This is a genomic window from Nocardia sp. NBC_00403 (assembly GCF_036046055.1).
In the GTDB taxonomy this organism is placed as follows: domain Bacteria; phylum Actinomycetota; class Actinomycetes; order Mycobacteriales; family Mycobacteriaceae; genus Nocardia.
On sequence record NZ_CP107939.1, the window covers coordinates 2,345,752 to 2,364,685 of the forward strand.

General features: G+C 66.8%; 15 protein-coding genes and 1 pseudogene. 8 read left to right on the forward strand and 8 right to left on the reverse strand.

Going from position 1 to position 18,934, the window contains the following annotated elements:
* Positions 1–67: 67 nt before the first annotated feature.
* Positions 68–646, forward strand: coding sequence for a sigma-70 family RNA polymerase sigma factor (locus tag OHQ90_RS10165; RefSeq protein WP_328409422.1), 579 nt, complete (start codon positions 68–70; stop codon positions 644–646).
* Positions 639–1,847, forward strand: coding sequence for an anti-sigma-D factor RsdA (locus OHQ90_RS10170; protein WP_328409424.1), 1,209 nt, complete (start codon positions 639–641; stop codon positions 1,845–1,847). The genes OHQ90_RS10165 and OHQ90_RS10170 overlap by 8 nt, the downstream gene beginning before the upstream one ends.
* 143 nt (positions 1,848–1,990) lie before the next feature.
* Here the strand turns inward: OHQ90_RS10170 and OHQ90_RS10175 are convergent, their stop codons facing one another.
* Positions 1,991–2,404, reverse strand: coding sequence for a DUF5319 domain-containing protein (locus OHQ90_RS10175; RefSeq protein WP_011207424.1), 414 nt, complete (start codon positions 2,402–2,404; stop codon positions 1,991–1,993).
* A 281-nt stretch (positions 2,405–2,685) separates the two neighbouring features.
* Here OHQ90_RS10175 and guaB point away from each other — a divergent pair, with 281 nt between their 5' ends.
* Together guaB and OHQ90_RS10185 are read left to right on the forward strand one after the other, a co-directional pair.
* Positions 2,686–4,230 carry an IMP dehydrogenase gene (gene guaB / locus OHQ90_RS10180; protein ID WP_328409426.1) on the forward strand — a complete coding sequence of 515 codons (1,545 nt, stop codon included), beginning with the start codon at positions 2,686–2,688 and terminating at the stop codon, positions 4,228–4,230.
* A 356-nt stretch (positions 4,231–4,586) separates the two neighbouring features.
* Positions 4,587–5,744 carry a GuaB3 family IMP dehydrogenase-related protein gene (locus tag OHQ90_RS10185; RefSeq protein ID WP_328409427.1) on the forward strand — a complete coding sequence of 386 codons (1,158 nt, stop codon included), beginning with the start codon at positions 4,587–4,589 and terminating at the stop codon, positions 5,742–5,744.
* Positions 5,745–5,989: 245 nt separating this feature from the next.
* On the opposite strand, the gene OHQ90_RS10190 is transcribed toward OHQ90_RS10185, so the two are convergent.
* Positions 5,990–6,796, reverse strand: coding sequence for an alpha/beta fold hydrolase (locus OHQ90_RS10190; RefSeq protein ID WP_328409428.1), 807 nt, complete (start codon positions 6,794–6,796; stop codon positions 5,990–5,992).
* Positions 6,797–6,853: 57 nt separating this feature from the next.
* Here OHQ90_RS10190 and guaA point away from each other — a divergent pair, with 57 nt between their 5' ends.
* Positions 6,854–8,437, forward strand: coding sequence for a glutamine-hydrolyzing GMP synthase (guaA, locus tag OHQ90_RS10195; RefSeq protein WP_328409430.1), 1,584 nt, complete (start codon positions 6,854–6,856; stop codon positions 8,435–8,437).
* A gap of 243 nt (positions 8,438–8,680) precedes the next feature.
* Here guaA and OHQ90_RS10200 read toward each other — a convergent pair whose 3' ends face one another.
* From OHQ90_RS10200 to OHQ90_RS10215, 4 genes are all read right to left on the reverse strand, one after another.
* Positions 8,681–8,851 (reverse strand): hypothetical protein, encoded by a 171-nt coding sequence (locus OHQ90_RS10200; protein WP_328409432.1) that lies wholly within the window; start codon positions 8,849–8,851, stop codon positions 8,681–8,683.
* A gap of 31 nt (positions 8,852–8,882) precedes the next feature.
* A complete protein-coding gene (locus OHQ90_RS10205; RefSeq protein ID WP_328409434.1) occupies positions 8,883–9,101 on the reverse strand; it encodes an LPXTG cell wall anchor domain-containing protein in 219 nt (72 codons plus the stop codon).
* Positions 9,094–11,052, reverse strand: coding sequence for a PspC domain-containing protein (locus tag OHQ90_RS39360; protein WP_442941362.1), 1,959 nt, complete (start codon positions 11,050–11,052; stop codon positions 9,094–9,096). The genes OHQ90_RS10205 and OHQ90_RS39360 overlap by 8 nt, the downstream gene beginning before the upstream one ends.
* 505 nt (positions 11,053–11,557) lie before the next feature.
* On the reverse strand, positions 11,558–12,202 hold the full coding sequence (locus OHQ90_RS10215; RefSeq protein ID WP_328409436.1) for an MspA family porin: 645 nt from the start codon (positions 12,200–12,202) through the stop codon (positions 11,558–11,560).
* Between the two features lie 320 nt (positions 12,203–12,522).
* On the opposite strand from OHQ90_RS10215, the gene OHQ90_RS10220 reads away from it, so the two are divergent.
* From OHQ90_RS10220 to OHQ90_RS10230, 3 genes and pseudogenes are all read left to right on the forward strand, one after another.
* Positions 12,523–12,813, forward strand: a complete 291-nt coding sequence (locus OHQ90_RS10220; protein WP_328409438.1) for a hypothetical protein — start codon at positions 12,523–12,525, stop codon at positions 12,811–12,813.
* 321 nt (positions 12,814–13,134) lie between these two features.
* On the forward strand, positions 13,135–13,779 hold the full coding sequence (locus tag OHQ90_RS10225) for a DUF4097 family beta strand repeat-containing protein (protein WP_328409440.1): 645 nt from the start codon (positions 13,135–13,137) through the stop codon (positions 13,777–13,779).
* A gap of 80 nt (positions 13,780–13,859) precedes the next feature.
* Positions 13,860–14,267, forward strand: a pseudogene (locus tag OHQ90_RS10230) (alkaline D-peptidase); the annotation flags it as partial.
* Here OHQ90_RS10230 and OHQ90_RS10235 read toward each other — a convergent pair.
* Both OHQ90_RS10235 and OHQ90_RS10240 read right to left on the reverse strand, forming a co-directional pair.
* On the reverse strand, positions 14,264–15,253 hold the full coding sequence (locus tag OHQ90_RS10235) for an IS481 family transposase (protein ID WP_328399578.1): 990 nt from the start codon (positions 15,251–15,253) through the stop codon (positions 14,264–14,266). The pseudogene OHQ90_RS10230 and the gene OHQ90_RS10235 sit on opposite strands and share 4 nt — an antisense overlap.
* Positions 15,254–15,402: 149 nt before the next feature.
* Positions 15,403–18,576: a BTAD domain-containing putative transcriptional regulator gene (locus OHQ90_RS10240; RefSeq protein WP_328409442.1), complete on the reverse strand. Its 3,174-nt coding sequence runs from the start codon at positions 18,574–18,576 to the stop codon at positions 15,403–15,405.
* Positions 18,577–18,934 lie beyond the last annotated feature (358 nt).

Consider the following 18,934-nt stretch of genomic DNA (forward strand, 5'->3'; position numbering starts at 1 on the left):
GCCCCACCGGCGGAAGCACTGGTCATCCCCGACCGTGCCACTTGTAACGCCAGGAATTTCTCTGACGATGACGAACATGGGCGAAGAGTTGGACCTCGCCGTCACTGCGGCTGCGCAGGGCGACAGATCCGCTTTAGCTCAGGTACTCGAAATGGTCCGCCCGCTGGTGGTGCGCTACTGCCGCGCGCGGATCGGCGCCGCGGAGCGAGGACAACTCTCTGCGGATGACGTTGCGCAGGAGGTATGTCTGGCTGTGATGACCGCCTTGCCCAGGTATCAAGACCAGGGCAGGCCCTTCATGGCCTTCGTATACGGAATCGCTTCGCACAAGGTCGCCGATGCTCATCGAAACGCCGCCCGTAACAAGGCGGAGGCGATGGCCGAAGTACCAGATGTCATATCCACCGACCATGGTCCGGAACAACGAGCTCTCGAATCAGAGACGAGCAGGCAGATGAACAGTCTGCTCGCGACTCTTCCTGAGAAACATCGGGAGATCCTGATCCTGCGATTGGTCATGGGTTTGTCAGCGGAAGAAACCGCAGTCGCCGTGGGCAGTACGGCGGGTGCGATACGGGTGGCCCAACACAGGGCACTCGCGAAACTGAAGTCACAAGTGGCGAGGGCAGGTGAAATGTATGGCTAGGGATGGCGAGCGCGGTCGGGGCGACTGGAAGGCGCGGCTTGGATCGCGAAATAGCGGTCCCTACGCCGAGAGCGTCGGTGACACCGGTCCGGTGGACATCGCAGCGGTACGCCGCGACGATGCGCTGATCGATGCCATCGCAAGCGATGGTCCGGTACGGACCGACAGCGCGGAGGAGTATCAGCTCGCGACGCTGTTGGCCGATTGGCGGGCCGAGCTGTTCTCGGAGCCGATGCCGGGGGAACCGAGCCTCGATGAAATCGTGGCTGCGGTCAACCAGGAGATCGGTGCTCGACAAGTCCGCATCGGCGCACAGACCGGCGGACGACTACGGCTACTTCGCCCGATCGCGGGGACGGCTGCCGCACTGGCACTTGTCATCGGCGGTATGACGGCGTTCTCCTACAACGCGGAACCCGGTGATCCGCTATGGCGGGTCAAGGAGGTCGTGTTCAGCGAACAGGCCCAGACCACCGTGGTTCAGCGTGCCGGCGACTACCTGACCGAGGCGCAGACACTGCTCGATTCGGGTAACCCCGAAATGGCGAAGGCCAAGCTAGAGGGCGCTCGGCAGAACGTGACTCAGGTCAACGACACCGATAAGCAGAGTGAGCTGACGGCGCGCTGGGAATCGGTCCTCGCCGAGCTGCGCAAGAAGGCGCCGGATATCGCGAGCTCGATCACGGCGACGCCGACGCGGCCCGCCGAGCCGAAGCCGAGCTCCGACACCTCCGGTACGAAGCCGACGACCGGCAACCCGCAGCAGACCATTCTGCAGTCGCCGGATACCTCGGGGACCAAGCCGCCGACGAGCGCGGACCTAACTGCTCCTGGCCTACCGTCGACTACAGTGCCGCCGGTGATTCCGCCGATCACGGCCGAGCCGACAACGCCCCCCACGCAGAATCCGCCATCGACGCAGGATCAAACACCCCCCGCCGTGCCGACCACGGTGGTCATCCAGCCGCCCGTTCCGCCAACGCAGCCCGCGACGCCTCCGTCGGCCGGCAACCCCGGATCTGTCGTGGTTCCCACCGGGACGGGCGGATCAACCGGGACGGGCGGATCAACCGGAACCGGCGGATCAACCGGAACCGGCGGGTCCACCGGAACGGGGGGAACCGGTGGAACTGGCGGGTCCACCGGAACAGGGGGAACCGGAGGTTTTGGTGGAACGGGCGGAGCAGGCCCCGCAACCTAGGCTCGAGAACAACAACCGATAAAAAGACATCAACCGATCGCCGACCGGCGGTCGGCTTTTTGTCTGTGTTCTTGCTTACAGCACGTCTGTGCGAGTCACGTGCTGTTCGCTCGGCTGGGCCGACCCTGTTGCTAACGGAAGGGTCAGCTGTCGAACCCGTCGAATCCGTCGCCGTGGAAAGCCTCGTTCATCGAGGCATCCGCGTAGCCCCTGCAATAGTCCCAGGTGACATACGCTTCCGGCGTCGGATCGTAGGCGGGCTCGTGCGGGCGCACGGTGCCGTCGACCAGCAGCTGAAGCAGGTTGGCGCGCAGCATATCCCAGTCGTGGTAGTGATCCTGCCTGCAGTCTTCGCAGCTGACCACGAGTCCACGGATACCGCGATGCGCCAGTAGTGCCTCATACACTGCGAGATCGGCGAGATCCTCCTCGACCGCAAGGCGCTCGTGGGGATCCAGCGGCTCGCCGGGCTCGATGGCATCGAGCGCGGCGGACGGGTCGGAGGGGTCTCCGGCAAACGGATCCGGCGGCAAGCCAGGTGGTAGATGGTCACGCACACCCCCACGGTACGCAGAACAGGGGGGTCTTCGCCAGCTATGCGCCACGCCAGTTTCGCCGGCGCGTCGAGTTGCGCGGGTGCGCGTCGCGAGTTGACCAGAGCCGCAGCCGCCCTCGCGCACCGCGATCGTGGGCGAGTTTGCGGGACAGATACCATGGGTGAAAGGCGCCGGCCAGTACCCGACCATTGGCGGAGCCGTCACCGTCCATCCCATCAGTTCTGCGCGACGCCGGTCGATCGGTGTCGGTCGCTTTCGACGTCCAGGAGGGGTCGATCCGAATGAGTAATCCCGTACCGGGCGAACGTATCGGAGTCCGCCCCCATACGGGTGGTGACGATCCGAACAAGATCGCCATGCTCGGCCTCACGTTCGACGATGTGCTGCTGCTACCGGCCGCTTCGGACCTCATCCCCAGCTCGGTGGAGACCTCCAGCCAGCTGACCCGCGAGATTCGGTTGCGCACCCCGCTGGTGAGTTCGGCGATGGACACCGTGACCGAAGCCAGGATGGCAATCTCCATGGCGCGCGCCGGCGGCATGGGTGTGCTGCACCGTAACTTGGCGGCCGCCGACCAGGCTGCGCAGGTGGAGACCGTGAAGCGGTCCGAGGCAGGCATGGTGACCGATCCGGTGACCTGTCGCCCGACCGACACCCTCGCAGAGGTCGACGCGATGTGTGCGCGCTTCCGCATTTCCGGCCTGCCCGTCGTGGATGAGACCGGCGAGCTTGTGGGCATCATCACCAACCGCGACATGCGCTTCGAGGTGGATCAGAACCGTCGCGTCGCCGATGTGATGACCAGAGCGCCGTTGATCACCGCGCAGGAGGGCGTCACCGCGGAGGCCGCGCTCGGTCTGCTGCGCAGGCACAAGATCGAGAAGCTGCCGATCGTCGACGGCGGCGGTCGCTTGCGCGGACTCATCACGGTCAAGGACTTCGTCAAGACCGATCAGTACCCGAATGCCACCAAGGACCGTGACGGCCGCCTGCTGGTCGGCGCCGCGATCGGTGTCGGCGACGATGCGTGGTCGCGTGCGATGACGCTGGCCGACGCCGGCGTGGACGTGCTGATCGTCGACACCGCGCACGGACATCAGGCGCAGGTGCTGCAGATGGTCACCAAGGTCAAGGCCGAGGTCGGCGATCGCATCCAGATCGTCGGCGGCAACGTCGCGACAAGGGCAGGCGCCGCCGCGCTCGTCGAGGCGGGCGCGGACGCGGTGAAGGTCGGCGTCGGCCCCGGCTCCATCTGTACGACCCGTGTCGTGGCCGGTGTCGGCGCGCCGCAGATCACCGCCATCCTCGAGGCCGTTGCCGCCTGCAAGCCGCACGGCGTTCCGGTGATCGCCGATGGCGGCATCCAGTTCTCCGGTGACATCGCCAAGGCGATCGCCGCGGGCGCGTCCACCGTGATGCTCGGCTCGGTGCTGGCCGGCACGGCCGAATCGCCCGGTGAGCTGATCCTGGTGGGCGGCAAGCAGTTCAAGAGCTACCGCGGCATGGGTTCGCTCGGCGCCATGCAGGGGCGTGGGCAGGCGAAGTCCTTCTCGAAGGACCGCTACTTCCAGGACGACGTGCTGGCCGAGGACAAGCTGGTGCCCGAGGGCATCGAGGGCAGGGTGCCGTTCCGCGGACCGGTCAACCAGGTGATCCATCAGCTCGTCGGCGGCCTGCGCGCCGCGATGGGCTACACCGGCTCGCAGTCGATCGCACACCTGCAGGAAGCCCAGTTCGTGCAGATCACCGCCGCCGGCCTCAAAGAGAGCCACCCGCACGACATCACGATGACCGTCGAGGCCCCGAACTACACCGGTCGCGGCTAGTCGGCCCGACGGTAATGTACTGGACCGGTCGGTCGGTGCATGATGGACCTGGCACGCGTGCCATTGCGGCGCCGAGCCAATAGTCGAGCGAAACGGTGGGTCAGGACATAGCGCCGGACCCACCGCCCACAAGTAACCAGCAAAGTCGCGAGCATTACCCCGAACACACCCACTCGCCACGACAACGTCTTCCGAGCGAAGCGAGACCGAGCCCTAGAGTTCGCGGCCCGTCTAGCTTCCGAGCGGCCGAAGCGCATGCGCCGAAGGCGCGAGTCTCGGCCGCTCGGAAGCGAGACCAAGGGGGCCGCGAACTCGCAGCGCCGCAGGCGCTGCAAATAAAACAAGGAGAACAGCCAGTGCGCGACATGGTCGAGATCGGCATGGGCCGGACCGCCCGGCGTACCTACGAGCTGGATGATGTCGACATCGTCCCGTCGCGGCGGACTCGTTCGTCGAAGCAGGTATCGCTGTCCTGGCAGCTGGATGCCTACCGGTTCGAGATCCCGTTCCTCGCGCACCCCACCGACGCGCTGGTCTCGCCGGAGTTCGCCATCGAGCTCGGCCGCCTCGGCGGGCTCGGCGTCATCAACGGCGAGGGCTTGTGGGCCAGGCACGCCGATGTCGCGGCGAAGATCGATCAGCTGGTCGAGCTGGTCGGCAAGGGCGGTTACGAGCGCGCCGTCGCATTGCTTCAAGAACTGCACGCCGCGCCGATGCAGCCGGATCTGCTGGCGGCCGCGGTGGCGCAGGTACGTGCCGCGGGTGTCACAGTGGCGGTGCGGGTGAGCCCGCAGAATGCCCGCGCTCTGACTCCGGCGCTGGTGCAGGCGGGTATCGACCTGCTGGTCGTGCACGGCACCATTATTTCCGCCGAGCACGTCGGTGACGGTGAGCCGCTGAACCTCAAGACCTTCATCTCCGAGCTCGATGTGCCGGTCGTCGCGGGTGGCGTGAGTGATCACCGGACGGCTTTGCACCTGATGCGCACCGGCGCGGCTGGTGTGATCGTGGGCTACGGCTCTTTCCCCGGTGCGACGACCACCGGGGAGGTGCTGGGCATCGGGGTGCCGATGGCCACCGCGATCGCCGACGCCGCTGCCGCGCGCCGCGACTACCTGGACGAGACCGGTGGTCGCTACGTGCACGTCATCGCCGACGGTGACGTCGCGACCTCCGGTCAGCTGGCCAAGGCGATCGCGTGTGGCGCGGATGCCGCCATGCTCGGTGTGCCGCTGTCGGTCGCCGCCGAGGCTCCGGGCCGCGGCTGGTACTGGCCTTCGGCCGCCGCGCATCCTTCGGTGCCGCGCGGCGCGCTGTTGCCGGTCGACGAGAGCTGGGTCGACGGCGAGGACGGCGACGTGGTCCGGCCGAGCCTGGAGCGAGTGCTGTTCGGGCCCTCCGACGACCCGTTCGGTTCGCTGAATCTCGTTGGTGGACTCCGTCGCTCGATGGCGAAGGCCGGTTACTCCGACCTCAAGGAATTCCAGAAGGTCGGGCTCAGCGTTCGCGCTTGATCGGACGCGCGGTTCGATTGCTCGAATGTCGCACTCGCCGAAGCTCGTTCAGCGTGCGTGACTCGGGGTGACTCGCTCACGCAGGAACCGCCGCATCGCGGTGTTCACCGGGTTGTCCGGTTCGGTGCCGGCGAGCCCCTGACTACACGGGCTGCGGCCGGCCACAACCAACAGAGTCGCGACAATCACCACCGACGTCCCTAGTCGCCCGGTGCCCCCTGTGGTGCGGTGAACTCGCGTCGCGCTCAACGAACTCGCGTCGGAACCGTGCGTTCACGCAGGAACTGCTGGATCGCATGGTTCACCGGTTCCGGGTGGGTCATGGTGACGGCCAGTCGCGCGCCCGCGATTTCGACGTAGGTCGATCCGGTCAGGCCCTGGGTGAGTTGTTGGGCGCGGTCGCGGGCGATGCCGCTGTCGGTGGCGTGAATCACCAAGGCGGGGCTGGTGATTTCGGGCAGTCGGTCCAGCACCGAATCCCGGCCGAGCAGGCAGCCCGCCGCGACCTCGATGCCGCGGCGATCGCGCACCAGCCAGCGTTTGGTCCAGATCGATCGGTACCACTCGTCGTCGCCGATCAACCAGTGCGCCAGCTGGTCGACCGCGTCCTGCCTGGAGCTGTCGTCGTACCATTCGTCCAGAAATTTCTGGGTCGCCGTCGACTGTTCGGGAGTCGGTCCGTGTGCTTCGGTGCTGATGAGAATCAGCGCCGACACCCGTTCGGGTGCGATGAGCGCGGCGCGCAAAGCGGTGAAGCCCCCTTGCGCGGTCCCGCCGACCACGGCGCGTTCGGCGCCGAGGTGATCCAGCACCGTCAGCGCGTCTCGCGCGGCGGTCCAATAGGTGAAGGGTAATCCCTGGTCCCTGGTGCGCCCGTGGCCGCGCGCATCCCAGGACACAATGCGGAATTCCGGTGCCAGCGCGGCCATTTGCGACGCGAACATCGTTCGGTCCATGAAGAATTCGTGCGCGAGTAGCACTACCGGACCGTGCCCGCCGCTGTCCTCATAGTGGATGTCGGCGTCGATCGCGCGGGCGAATGGCACGAGCATGAGGATAACGAGCGGTGCGGGGGTGCGCGGGACGATTTGCGCCCTCATTAAACTGTGATGGTGGCAGCTACTCAGAGACCGGTCCTTGTCGTCGACTTCGGCGCGCAGTACGCCCAGCTGATCGCCCGGCGGGTCCGCGAATCGAGTGTTTTCTCCGAGGTGATCCCGCATACCACCACGGTGGAGGAGATCGCGGAGAAGCAGCCGCTCGCGGTGATCCTGTCCGGTGGTCCCTCCAGCGTGTACGCCGAAGGCGCGCCGCAGTTGGACGCCAGGCTGTTCGATCTCGGCATCCCGGTTTTCGGCATCTGCTACGGCTTCCAGGCCATGGCGCAGGCGCTCGGCGGCACGGTCGCGCACACCGGCACCCGTGAATACGGCCGCACCGAACTCAGTATCGACGGCGGCCTGCTGCACGGCGGCTTGCCCACCATTCAGCCGGTGTGGATGAGCCACGGCGATGCGGTCACCGACGCGCCGGAGGGCTTCGAGGTCACCGGTACCAGTGCGGGTGCCCCGGTCGCCGCATTCGAGGATCGGGCCCGCAAGCTGGCGGGTGTGCAGTACCACCCGGAGGTACTGCACTCGCCGCACGGTCAGCAGGTGCTCAGCCGGTTCCTACACGACCTGGCCGGTATCCCGGCGACGTGGACCCCGGCCAATATCGCCGACTCGCTGGTCGCCGCGGTGCGCGAGCAGATCGGTGACGGCCACGCGATCTGTGGTCTGTCCGGCGGTGTGGACAGCGCGGTCGCGGCCGCGCTGGTGCAGCGTGCCATCGGTGATCGGCTGACCTGTGTGTTCGTCGACCATGGCCTGTTGCGGGCCGGGGAGCGCGAGCAGGTGCAGCAGGACTTCGTCGCCGCGACCGGCGCCAAGCTGGTGACCGTCGACGCGGTCGACAAGTTCCTCGGTGAGCTGAAGGGCGTCACCGACCCCGAAGAGAAGCGCAAGATCATCGGCCGTGAGTTCATCCGGTCGTTCGAGGACGCGGTGTCGGAGGTGGTGATCGCCGAGGGCGGCGCGATGTCGGACGGCTCGGGTCCCTCGGTCGAGTTCCTGGTGCAGGGCACGCTGTATCCGGATGTCGTCGAGTCCGGTGGCGGCGCGGGCACCGCGAACATCAAGAGCCACCACAATGTCGGCGGTCTGCCGGACGATCTGGAGTTCGAGCTGGTCGAGCCGCTGCGGCTACTGTTCAAGGACGAGGTGCGCGCGGTCGGTCGTGAGCTCGGGCTGCCGGAGGAAATCGTTGCGCGCCAGCCGTTCCCGGGTCCGGGTCTGGCCATCCGCATCGTCGGTGAGGTCACCGCGGACCGCCTCGACACCTTGCGTCAGGCCGATGCCATTGCCCGCGAAGAACTTACGGCCGCAGGCCTGGATCGCCAGATCTGGCAGTGCCCCGTCGTGCTGCTCGCGGATGTGCGCTCGGTCGGCGTGCAGGGTGACGGCCGCACCTACGGTCACCCGATCGTGCTGCGCCCGGTCTCCAGCGAAGACGCGATGACCGCGGACTGGACGCGGCTGCCCTATGAGGTGCTGGAGCGGATCTCCACGCGCATCACCAATGAAGTGGCGGAAGTCAACCGCGTGGTTCTCGATGTGACGAGCAAGCCGCCGGGCACCATCGAGTGGGAGTGATGCGCGCCTGATCGCGTTCGATCTCGACGGGTTCGGATCGTGTGGTCCGCGCGGTCCTGATCATGTTCGATCCCAACGAGGTTCGGATCGTGTGGATCGCGCAGTCCTGATCGTGTTCGATCCCAGCGGGATTCGTGGCGAGGCGGATCGCGGGTGGGTGCTGTTCGCAGTCGAGGGAGGGGCGGCCGTACGCCCCGCGTCGAAGGTGTCGCGCCCTATCGACCGTGCGGTTCGGTCGCCGCCTCACTCCATCACAGTGGGTCCCGCCGGCCTGCCGAGGATGAACTGGCCGAGCAGCAGGCCACCGCCGAGGTAGGACCGGGTCGGCGTCAGCGGGATGATCCGTCCCACCGGGGTTCCCTGGTCGGTCGGTTCGTCGTCGGCCTCGGGTCGGTCGAACGGGTCTGTGGTCATCGCTTTCTCCTCGGTCATACTCGGTGGTCGGTCAGCGGCGTCTGCGTGGGGAGACCACCAGCAGGATGCCGATGACGATGGCGGCGATCACCACGATCCAGCCGAGTGGAATCACGCCGGTCGCGGGCATCGAGGTCGGGCCGACGAAGGCCCAGACGCTGACCGTGAGTGCGAGCAGACCGACGATCAGCAGCGAGGCGGACGGTCCGCGGCGGTCGGTCGAGTTGTTGGTCTCGGATTTGTCAGCCACGACGCACCTCCGCATTGCCTGCCCGGACGTTGACCTTCAGATCGAGCACCGGTGCGCCGGGGGTGTTCGGGCCGGTAATCCCGGTGGGGCAGTTGACTTCCCCCATATTGACGGTGCAGACAGTGCGCACCGTCATGCCCGCGGGCAGCAGCACCTTGGCCTCGCCCATCTTGACCGCGAGATCTACGCTGCGGCTCTCGGTCAGATTCAGCGACCGCAGGTCCAGCGTGCCGGTTCCCATGGTCACCGCGTAATTCGCATTCAGCTCGGTTATCGACGCCGGCGCCCAGGTGCGCTCACCCATGGTGGCGTTGTCGAACTCGATCGGGCCGATCATCGAAGCCAGCATGACGAACCCGGCCAACGGGGCGGTCACCACCAGCAGGCCGTAGCCCCGCCGCAGGAACGCGCCGAGCACCATGCCGAGGCCGATCACCGCCAGCGCCACCGCTGCGATTCGCCCCGGCGTCATCCAGTCCACGCCCGAGGCTGCCGCCGCGCCTGCTCCCGCCGCGGCGAGGATGGCAAGGCCGAGCACCACTGGTGTCAGTCGGGAGCGTGGACGCTGCGGGGACGGCGCGACGATGGTCCGGGTGGGAGTCGGTTCGGGCAGATCCCAGGCGAGCGGGGCGACGCCGAGCGGATCCCAGGAGGGCGGAGTCCGGTCGCCGAAGGCGGCGTGGGTCGGCGTGCTCGTGGTCCTCGTCGGAAGCTGACCGGTCAGGGGCTTCGGAGTTTTTGTGCCGGAAGAAGTTTCGTCGGAGCCGAGGCTCTTGTGGACGGTTGCCGAGGCGGGCACCTCGCTGTCCGAAGCGCGGTCGGTGTCGGCGGGCGCGCCCTTGTCGAGCGACGGCGTTGCGCCCGAGCCGGATGGCGAGCCGCCTGTTTCGGGCGTCATCCTCGTCTCTGGTACCGGACCTCTGGTGTCGGACGACGGGGTCTCGGGCGTGGTGTTCGCCTCGGGTGTCGTGGAGTCCGACGGCTGGGTACCGGGCGTCGATGTGCCTGCGAACGGCGCTCCCTGTGGTGACAGCGTGCTCTTGTCGGACTGTGCCGTGTCGGCGCGCTTGTCGAGTGGGACTGTCTCGGCTCCGCTCTTGTCGAGCAGGACAGTGTCGGTGTCGTTCTTGTCGAGCTGCGCTGTGTCGGTGGTGGTCTTGTCCAGCAGCGCTGCCTCGGCGTTGTTCTTGTCCAGCAGGACAGTCTCGGCATCGCCATTGTCGAGCAGCGCCGCATCGGGTGCTACGCGTTGCGCCTGAGCGCCTGCGCTGCGTTGAATCGGAGTTGCGGTCGCCTCGTCCTGCGGGACCGGTGTCGTCTCGTGCTGAACCGGTGTGTCCGGGACGTAGGCGTCCGGCAGCTTGGTGTACGGCGTGTACACGCTGGTCGACGGGACATCGGGGGAGTAGAAGTCAGCGGTGTTCGTCCGCAGCGGGGATCCGGAGGGGAACACCGTGCCGGGATAGCCGGTCGCCGCGATGCCACCGTCGGCGACGAAACCGTCGAACGCGCTGGTGCCGGGCGGCGGTGTCGGCTGCCGCATATGCAGCATCCACCAGCCTGCCAGCATCAGTGCCATGCTGATCAGCCCCGAGCCGGCCAGCCCGACCCCGACCGGGCCCATGGTGCTCACCGCGATGGCCAGCGCCACGATCAACACGATGGTCTTGGTTTGGGACTGCGAACTCTGCCCCTTGCCGAACAGCGACTCTGCCGCCGACGCCTGATCCCCGGCTTCACTCAGCAGTAGCCAGGCCAACAGGTACAGCACGATCCCGGCCCCGCCGAAGATCGTCGACACCACGAGCGCGACCCGCACCAGCACCGGATCGACGTTGTAGCGCCGCCCGAAACCGGCCGCGACGCCCGCGATCGGACCTTGCCGCGGCAAGCGGACGGGCCGCGTGTGCCACATCTGCTGGAGTTGATCGCCGAAGCTCGTTTTCGTCATGTTTCCCATAGTGGGCTTGACCAGCACTTCGGCACATCGGGGGTAACCCTGAAAAATTCACTGATCCTTTTGGACCATTCGGTCTGTACCTCGCGCGCGATCTAATCCCCGAACACCGTGCTCACGGCATGTGGGCGCGCTCAGGCGCATGGCCTCCTACCCAGCTGCGGCAGGCCCGACGCCCAGCCTCACCTCGGGCGAAATGTGACACCTAAGCGTGGAGGAGCAGTCCCAGGTGGTGAACAGTTCTTCGAATTGGTCCACGATCAGGAGTCGGTGCGGGTCGTCGGACCAGTTGTCGAGTGCGGTGGCCTGCGAAGGGGTTTCCGGCGCGTGGTGATCGGATTTCCCCCGGTCTTCGGCGGTGGTGTCCCCGGTCACCACGTGCGCCCGCCACAGTTCTTGGGCAACACAGACATAGAGGCAAATCTAGCCGGTCGGCGGGGTTTCCACGCCGGAGCGGCGATGCGGTGGTGACCGCATCGCCGCTCGCAAACCGTCAGTCCTACAGGAAGATCGGGTCGCCGTAGATCGCGTCGCGGCCGTTGATCTCCCGCGATTGTGCTTCGATGATCGTGTAGGAACGGATGGTGAGCGGCCCGCCGCAGTTGTGCACGAGCAGGTGGAAATCGCGGCTGATCAGGTATCCCGTACTGCCCGGCGGCACCTCCTTCGTTCCCACCTCGAACTTCTCGATCTTTCCCTGGGCGATCGATAGATCGATGCCGGCGCCGGCATGCAGGCTCGGACCAAGGTCTGTGCTCATGCTCGAGGTCGCCGAATCACCACTTGCGTTGACCCCCACGTGGAATCCGGCGTCGATGCCGATACGGGCACCCAGCGTCACGGTCACGCTGATGTCGACCGCACAGGCGACGAGATATCCCGCTTTCAACGTGCCTGTCCCCGGGGCGTCGACACGGCCGTAGAAAGTGTCGTCCAGGAACACTTCTCGGTTGGTCGGCATGCCGTTGAGTGGGGCGATCGGATTGAAGGCCTCGTCGGTGTGACCGACGGTGAATTGGAATCCGTTGGGGCCGGTGACGGTCTTCTCGTGTGGCGCCATTCCACCCGCGTTGGCGAATGGTGTTGATGCGAGGGTGATCCCGATCATGGTGATCGCGGTGGCAAGTACCGACTTGATGTTCATTGCTTCTCCCCGATTTCCATTGCTCCCCCGGTGGAGCGAGTGCCGCATCCGTCTCTGGACGCGCCGCTCGGGCCGATGCTCTGGCCTGGAAGAAACGTATGGCCGCAAACCTCGCCGATCGATGTCCCTCGCGAGTCGGACATCGCGAAAAGGCTGGTAGAAGTGGTCGGCGGCAGTTATCCGGACCGGTCGAGCGTGCGCCGACGGTAGATCGGACGATCGTCCGATCCGGTCTGAGTTCGGTATCTGAGCCCTGCTGAAAACCACAGTTCAACAAGGCTTTCCTGTCCGGACCGGGCGAGGGGTTCCGGCGGATGGCCATGTCCGGAGCACATTTCGGGGCGGACGCCGCGTTCGTGACGGTGTGTCGAACGCCGGTCGGGCCGAGCTCGACCACTCCGGCCGGATCAGTAGGGGTGTGGACTCGTTACGAGCGTGATGCGCTGGGCAAGCTCTGTACAGTCGATCGGTCGGGTCGTGTCTACTACGACGATGGGCGTGATGCCGTGTGGCTCGGCTTGCTCGGCAGCTCGAAGACCGCGACCTGGGCCGCATCCCGCCCGTTGAATCAACGACTGAAACACGCGATTGGCGGCATCATCGTGCGCTGAACGCGGTCGAAAAGGGTTGGATCCGCTGCGATGAGGTGCCTTCGTCGGCGTGGGGCGTCCTGTCGGGCCGCACTGCTGCCGATGATCGGCGTGTAATACCCGGACCGGTGCCTGTCGACCCCTCTCTTTGTTCGCTGTGACCAGGCCGAACACCGTGTCAGTGAGCCTGTCAGGTCGGTGTCAGGTCGGTGTCAACCCGGCCGGTGAAAGTAACTCCTGTCAACAGCACAGCAACCGCAACCCCCGGGCCACCGAAGCCATCCGGGGACGAACCCAGTTCACACACCGCACCTATCGCACACGTTCAAAGGGAGTACAGCCATGCCCGCATTCGCGACACCGGAACCGATCACCCTCACCGTCGAGGTGCTCTCCGCTGAGGTCCGGGTCATCGCCTCCGACCGTAGCGACACCGTCGTCGAGGTCCGGCCGGCCGATAAGTCCAAGACCGGTGACGTGCGCGCCGCAGCACACACCCGGGTCGATTTCACCGCCGGCACCCTGACGGTGACAGCACCGAAGGATTGGCGGACCTACACCCCGTTCGGTGGTAACCCGTCGATCGAGGTGACCATCGAGGTGCCCACCGGCTCCCGACTGAAGGCCACCGCCGCGGTGGGCCGACTGCTGGGCACCGGTGGACTCGGTGAGTGCGACCTGGAGATCGCCGCCGGCGACATCACCGTCGAACGCCCGCTCGGTTCGGTGACAGCGAAGGCCGCCAAGGGCGACATCCGTATCGACGAAGCCTCACGCGGTGTGCTGCGGCTGGAAACCTCCATGGGCGAGCTGGAGGTGGGTATCCGCGCGGGCAGTGCGGTGCGGCTGGAAACGAACACCCTGCACGGCACCGTGCAGAACGTGATGGGACCGGTCGACCGGCCGCGGGACACCACGGACATTGTGCGGGTGGACGCACGTAACTCGTTCGGCAACATCATCATCCGGCACGCCACCGCCGTTTAGCACCGACCACCCAGCCGGAGCTCCCCGAGCCGCACGCCCACGCCTACTACCGGTACGAGGACGCCGGCGAGCACCAGACGGTCGACGTCACCCGTCAGAACCCTTCTTGGATCTCCAGCGGCGGTGACATTATCTCGACTACCCGCGACCTCCACACGTTCATCTCCGCGCTGATGGGCGGCGAGCTGCTGCCGGCCCCGCTGCTGGCCGAGATGTGCACGCCGGAATCCAAGGTCGGTTACGGCCTGGGGGTGTTCGTGCAGGACGCGGGCCCGAACGGCGGCACCGTCATCTCCCACAACGGCGGCATCGCGGGCCACGCGGCGCTGATGTACAGCACGCCCGACGGCGCCAAGACCCTGACCGCCTCGCTGAACTATGTGGACGACGTTGCAATGTCCCTGGCCGCGGCGTTCCAGAAGGCGACGCAGCGACTCGTCGAGGAGGTGTTCGGCGGCGGGCAGGCCGGGTCTGCTGACGCGGCCTAGCTGTACTGACCTGAGAGGTTAGTAACGCGGCTAGCGGGCGGGTGGCCTGCGAGTGCGGTGTGGCCGCGGTGGTGATTGTAGGTGTGGAGCCAGGTGGTGAAGGCTGCGCATCGTTCAACATCGCTGCGGTAGAGCCGCGCATAGGCCCACTCGTCGGCCAGGGTGCGGTGGAAGCGTTCGACCTTGCCGTTGGTTTGGGGCCGGTAGGGACGGGTGCGTTTGTGGACCACCGGCCCTAGGGCCTCGGCGAAGGTGCGGGATCGGTAGCAGGACCCGTTGTCGGTCAACACCTTTCGGGTGATGATGCCGTTGGCGGTGAACCAGGCGTTGGCGCGTGCCCAGAACGCGGCGGCGGTTTCCTTGCGCTCGTCACCGAGGAGTTCGGTATAGGCCAGCCGGGAATGATCATCGAGGGCAGTGTGCAGGTAGTGGTAGCCGTGCATCGGGTTGCCGTGAACATTGTTGACCCTGGTTAGCTTGTGCGCCTGGGAATTTCGGTTGCCAGCGGAACGGCCGAGCTTGCGCCAGCCACCGCCGTCGGGGATCTTGCCGAGTTTCTTGACGTCGATGTGGATCAGATCGCCCGGGGCATCGTGTTCATAGCGGCGTACCGGTTGGCTGGTGGCGCGGTCGAGCCAGCGCAGCCGTGCCAGCCGGTAGCGGGTCAGGACCCGGTGCACCGTCGAGGGATGCAAGCCCAGTAGGTAGGCGATGCGGGCCGGTCCCCATCGGCGCAGCACACGAACTTTGATGATGCGGCGTTCGGTGCGAGTCGGTGTCCGGCGCGGGCTGTGATGTGGTCGCGAGGACCGATCGACCATGCCCGCCGGGCCCTGCAGGCGATAGCGACCCGCCCACCTCGACGCGGTGGTGGCCGAGACCTGGAACCGTTCGGCCGCCCGGCGGAGCGGCCAACCTTCATCGACGACACAACGAGCAAGACGCAACCGGCCCAACTCCGTGAGCGGGGCATTACGGTGAGACACGAAGACCTCCGACAGGTGAATGCGTTCCTAGACAGCTCGCACTTCACTCGGAGGTCTTCGCCATGTCAGCTCGCCACGCCGTCACCAACGTCCATGGTCAGTACACCTAGCCGGCACAGCCGACGGGCTGGGCACCGCATGTGCCACGTTCAACAAGCGAGCGTAGACGCGACCAGCTCATGCCAGCTCGCTTGTGCACCCTCCCTCGTCGCCTCGGTGAAGCGCGCTTCACCGAGGCGACGTCGTGCTGTCTGCTCGATCCGGGCCACATCCGGTTGGGAACGATCGGGCAGTCCGCGCACTCCGGCACTCGCCGCGAGCAGCCGCACAGCCTGCTCGTTTTGGTCGTCACGTAGCGCTAGGTCAGCGATCCCGACGAGTATCTGAGCGACAAGAGGCGCGTGCCCCGCCGTGGTTGCTGCCCGGAAGGCCGCGGCATGTTGTTCCCGGGCTTCGTCGAGACCGCTTGCCAGATAGCCGAGCAGGTCATGTATCACCGCACTCATGTTCACCTGCTCCGCGTCGCTGCCCAGCAGCGTCGTCGCGACGTCGATCTGCTGGTACGCCTGCTCGGTATCACCGCTCCAGCGGGCCAGCTCCGCCTTCGCCAGAGCCAGTTCGGCCAGTGCGTTCGGCCAGGCGACCTGATCCGCGCAGCGCTGCGCCTCGGCCATAGCGGCCGCGCTCGTCTCCGCATTACCCAGCAGCCAGTACAGCTGAGCCTGCCGCGACCGCATCCGGACCACATCCTCGATCGCGCCGACCTCGGTGACCACCGCGATCGCCTGGTCGAGGTGCTCGCACGCACCGGCGAACTCGCCGCGCATGGCGATTCGATTCGCCAGCTCGGTCAGCGCGAACGACATCCCCCAGCGCTCGCCGAGGGCCCGGAACTCGGCGAGCGCCAGCTCGAGATACGCGTCCGCATCCCGCCCGTCGTGGCCGAGCACAATCCGCAACTTGCCCAGCTGCAGCCGGGCCAGTGCACGCACCCAGGGGTCATCGTCGGTGAGCAGCGATTCGAACGCGGGCAGATACTCGTCCGGCCCCTGCAACATGCGTTCCAGCGCGACAACGAACGCCAATGTCGGATGGCTGGCCCGACTGCCCCGGCTGAACTGGTACGCCTTGTGAATCCATTCCTCCACCTGGTACTCGTCATTCCGTCCGGAGCTCACGAAATGCACGACCAGCCCGTACACCGTCGCGCGGGTCCCGTCGTCCACCTCGCCGGGCGCGTCGGCGGCCGCGGTGATCAGTTCCAGGCCCTCGGCCTTGTGCCCGCCGAGCCACCAGTACCAGCCGGCGGCCGCCGCGAGCCGCAGCGCCCCGGTCGGGTCGCCGGCCGCGAGCGCGCCGCGCATCGCAACCGCGATGTTGTCGTGCTCGACCTCGAGCGTGGCGAGCCACTCCAACTGCTCGGCGCGGCGCAGATGCGGCTCCGCGGTGTCGGCGAGTCCGGTGAAGTACGAAAGATGCGCATGGCGCGCCGAATCCGATTCCCCCGCCTCCACGAGTCGGTCCCGGGCGTACTGCTTGATCGTGTCGAGCATCCGATAGCGCGGCCCGTTTTCCCCCGCGGTGTGCAGCAGCGATTTCTCGGTCAGCGTGGTCAGCAGCTGGAGGACCTCCCACTGCTCTACCGCCGCCCCCTGCCCTTCGGGCCCGCCCCCCGTGCCCGCGCAGACCTGCTCGGCCGCCTCCAGGCTCGCGCCGCCGGCGAACACCGCGAGCCTGCGCAGGACCATCCGTTCGGCGTCGGTGAGCAGCTCCCAGCTCCAGTCGACCACCGCTCGCAACGTCCGGTGCTGCGGCAGCGCGGTACGGCTGCCGCCGGTCAGCAGGCGGAACCGATCATCGAGACGGTTGGCGAGCTGATCGAGGGACATGGTGCGCAGTCTGGCCGCGGCCAGTTCGATCGCCAGTGGTATCCCGTCGAGCGCCCGGCAGACGCGCGCCATTGTCGACAGCGTGCGGGCATCGGCCGTGAGATCCTTGTGCACCGCACTGGCCCGGTCCCACAACAGCTGAATGGCCGGGGAGGACTCGATCTCGCCGGGGTCCGCGTCCTCGGTCGGCAACGCCAGCGGCTCGACCTGCCATAATGCCTCACCCGTGATGCCGAGCGGTTCTCTGCTCGTGGCAAGGATCCGCAGCCGCCGGCACTCCCCGAGCACCCGGTGGGCGAACGCCGCCGCGGACTCGATCACGTGCTCACAGTTGTCCAGGATCAACAGCGTTTCGCGCTCGCGGATCGCCGCGATGAGCCGGTCCATCGGTTCCGCATTCGGTGCGCCGCCGAGCAGCGCATCCCGGAGCCCGAGCGCGGCGAGCGCCGATTGCGCCACGTCACCACTCGCGCCGACGGACGCCAGTTCCACCACCCAGGCCCCGTCCGGCAGGTCGTCGAGCAGGGTCCGCGCGGTTTCCAGGGCCAGCCGGGTTTTCCCTGAGCCACCGGGCCCGGTCAACGTGGTGAGCCGATGGTCGGCGATGAGTTCGCGCACGACGGCGACGTCGGCGTATTTGCCGACGAAACTGGTCAACTCGGCCCGCAGGTTCGTCCTGCGGTCTTCCTCCCGCACTCCCACTTCGCCGCGCAACAGCGCAACGTGCAGTGCGGACAGCTCCGGTGAGGGATCCACGCCCAGCGTGTCGGCGAGTGCCTCCCGCGCACTTTGGTACACGATCAGTGCCTCGGCGCCACGACCCGCGGCGCCGAGCGCACGCATCAGCGCGGTGACGAGCCGTTCCCGTACCGGATGCCGGGCCACCAGCTCGGTCAGCTCGGTGATCAGCTCCGTACCCCGGCCGAGGCGGATCTCCGTTTCGTATCGATCCTCCAGAGCGGCGAGGCGCAGCCCCTCGAACCGGGCAACCACCGCGTCGACAGCCGCGTTGTCCCGCACATCGACGTCTTGCATCAGCGAACCGCGCCAGAGGTCGAGGGCTTCACGCAGCGGCTGGGCCCGTTGCGCGTCGTCACCGCCGCGGGCCTGGTCGAGAAGCTGTTCGAACCGCACGGCGTCGACAGCGTGGGGTTTCACCATCAGCCGGTATCCGCCCGCCTGCTTGTCGAGCGACCCGTCCGGCAGCACCCTCCGCAGTCGGGAGACCAGTGCCTGCAAGGCGTTCGCCGCATCGGAGGGCGGCTGCTCACCCCAAATCCAGTCGACCAGCGTCGCTTTCGGGACCACACGACCGGGTTCGAGCGCAAGAGCGATCAACAGCGCCCGTAATCGAGCACCCGGTACCTCTATCAATCCGCCGTCATCTACTCGGATCTCGAGCGGTCCAAGCATCCCGATCTGCACCCGGGCCATTCTGCCGTGGACGACTGGCAGTCAGCGGGCCGCCCCTCGGATGACAACCGCTCCGAACAACGACCGGCACAGCCCCGGCAGAGTAGACGCGTCGCGGCCAACGATTCGTCCGCTGCTTCCACTGCCGGATAGTCGGCAGTAGCGCATCCGAGGCACCGGGCGGAACATGTTGCCGGGCAAGCAATTCGATGCCCGATGCGACCAGTCGAACACCGTGTCAGGTCGGTATCAGGTCCTTATCGGCCGGGCTGGCGACAGTGTTCATATGAATAGTTCAGCAATTGCAGCTTCTGGCCTGCGGAAGGCGTACAGGGACAAGACGATCCTCGATGGCTTTTACGGCGTGCGCTTCCTCCCG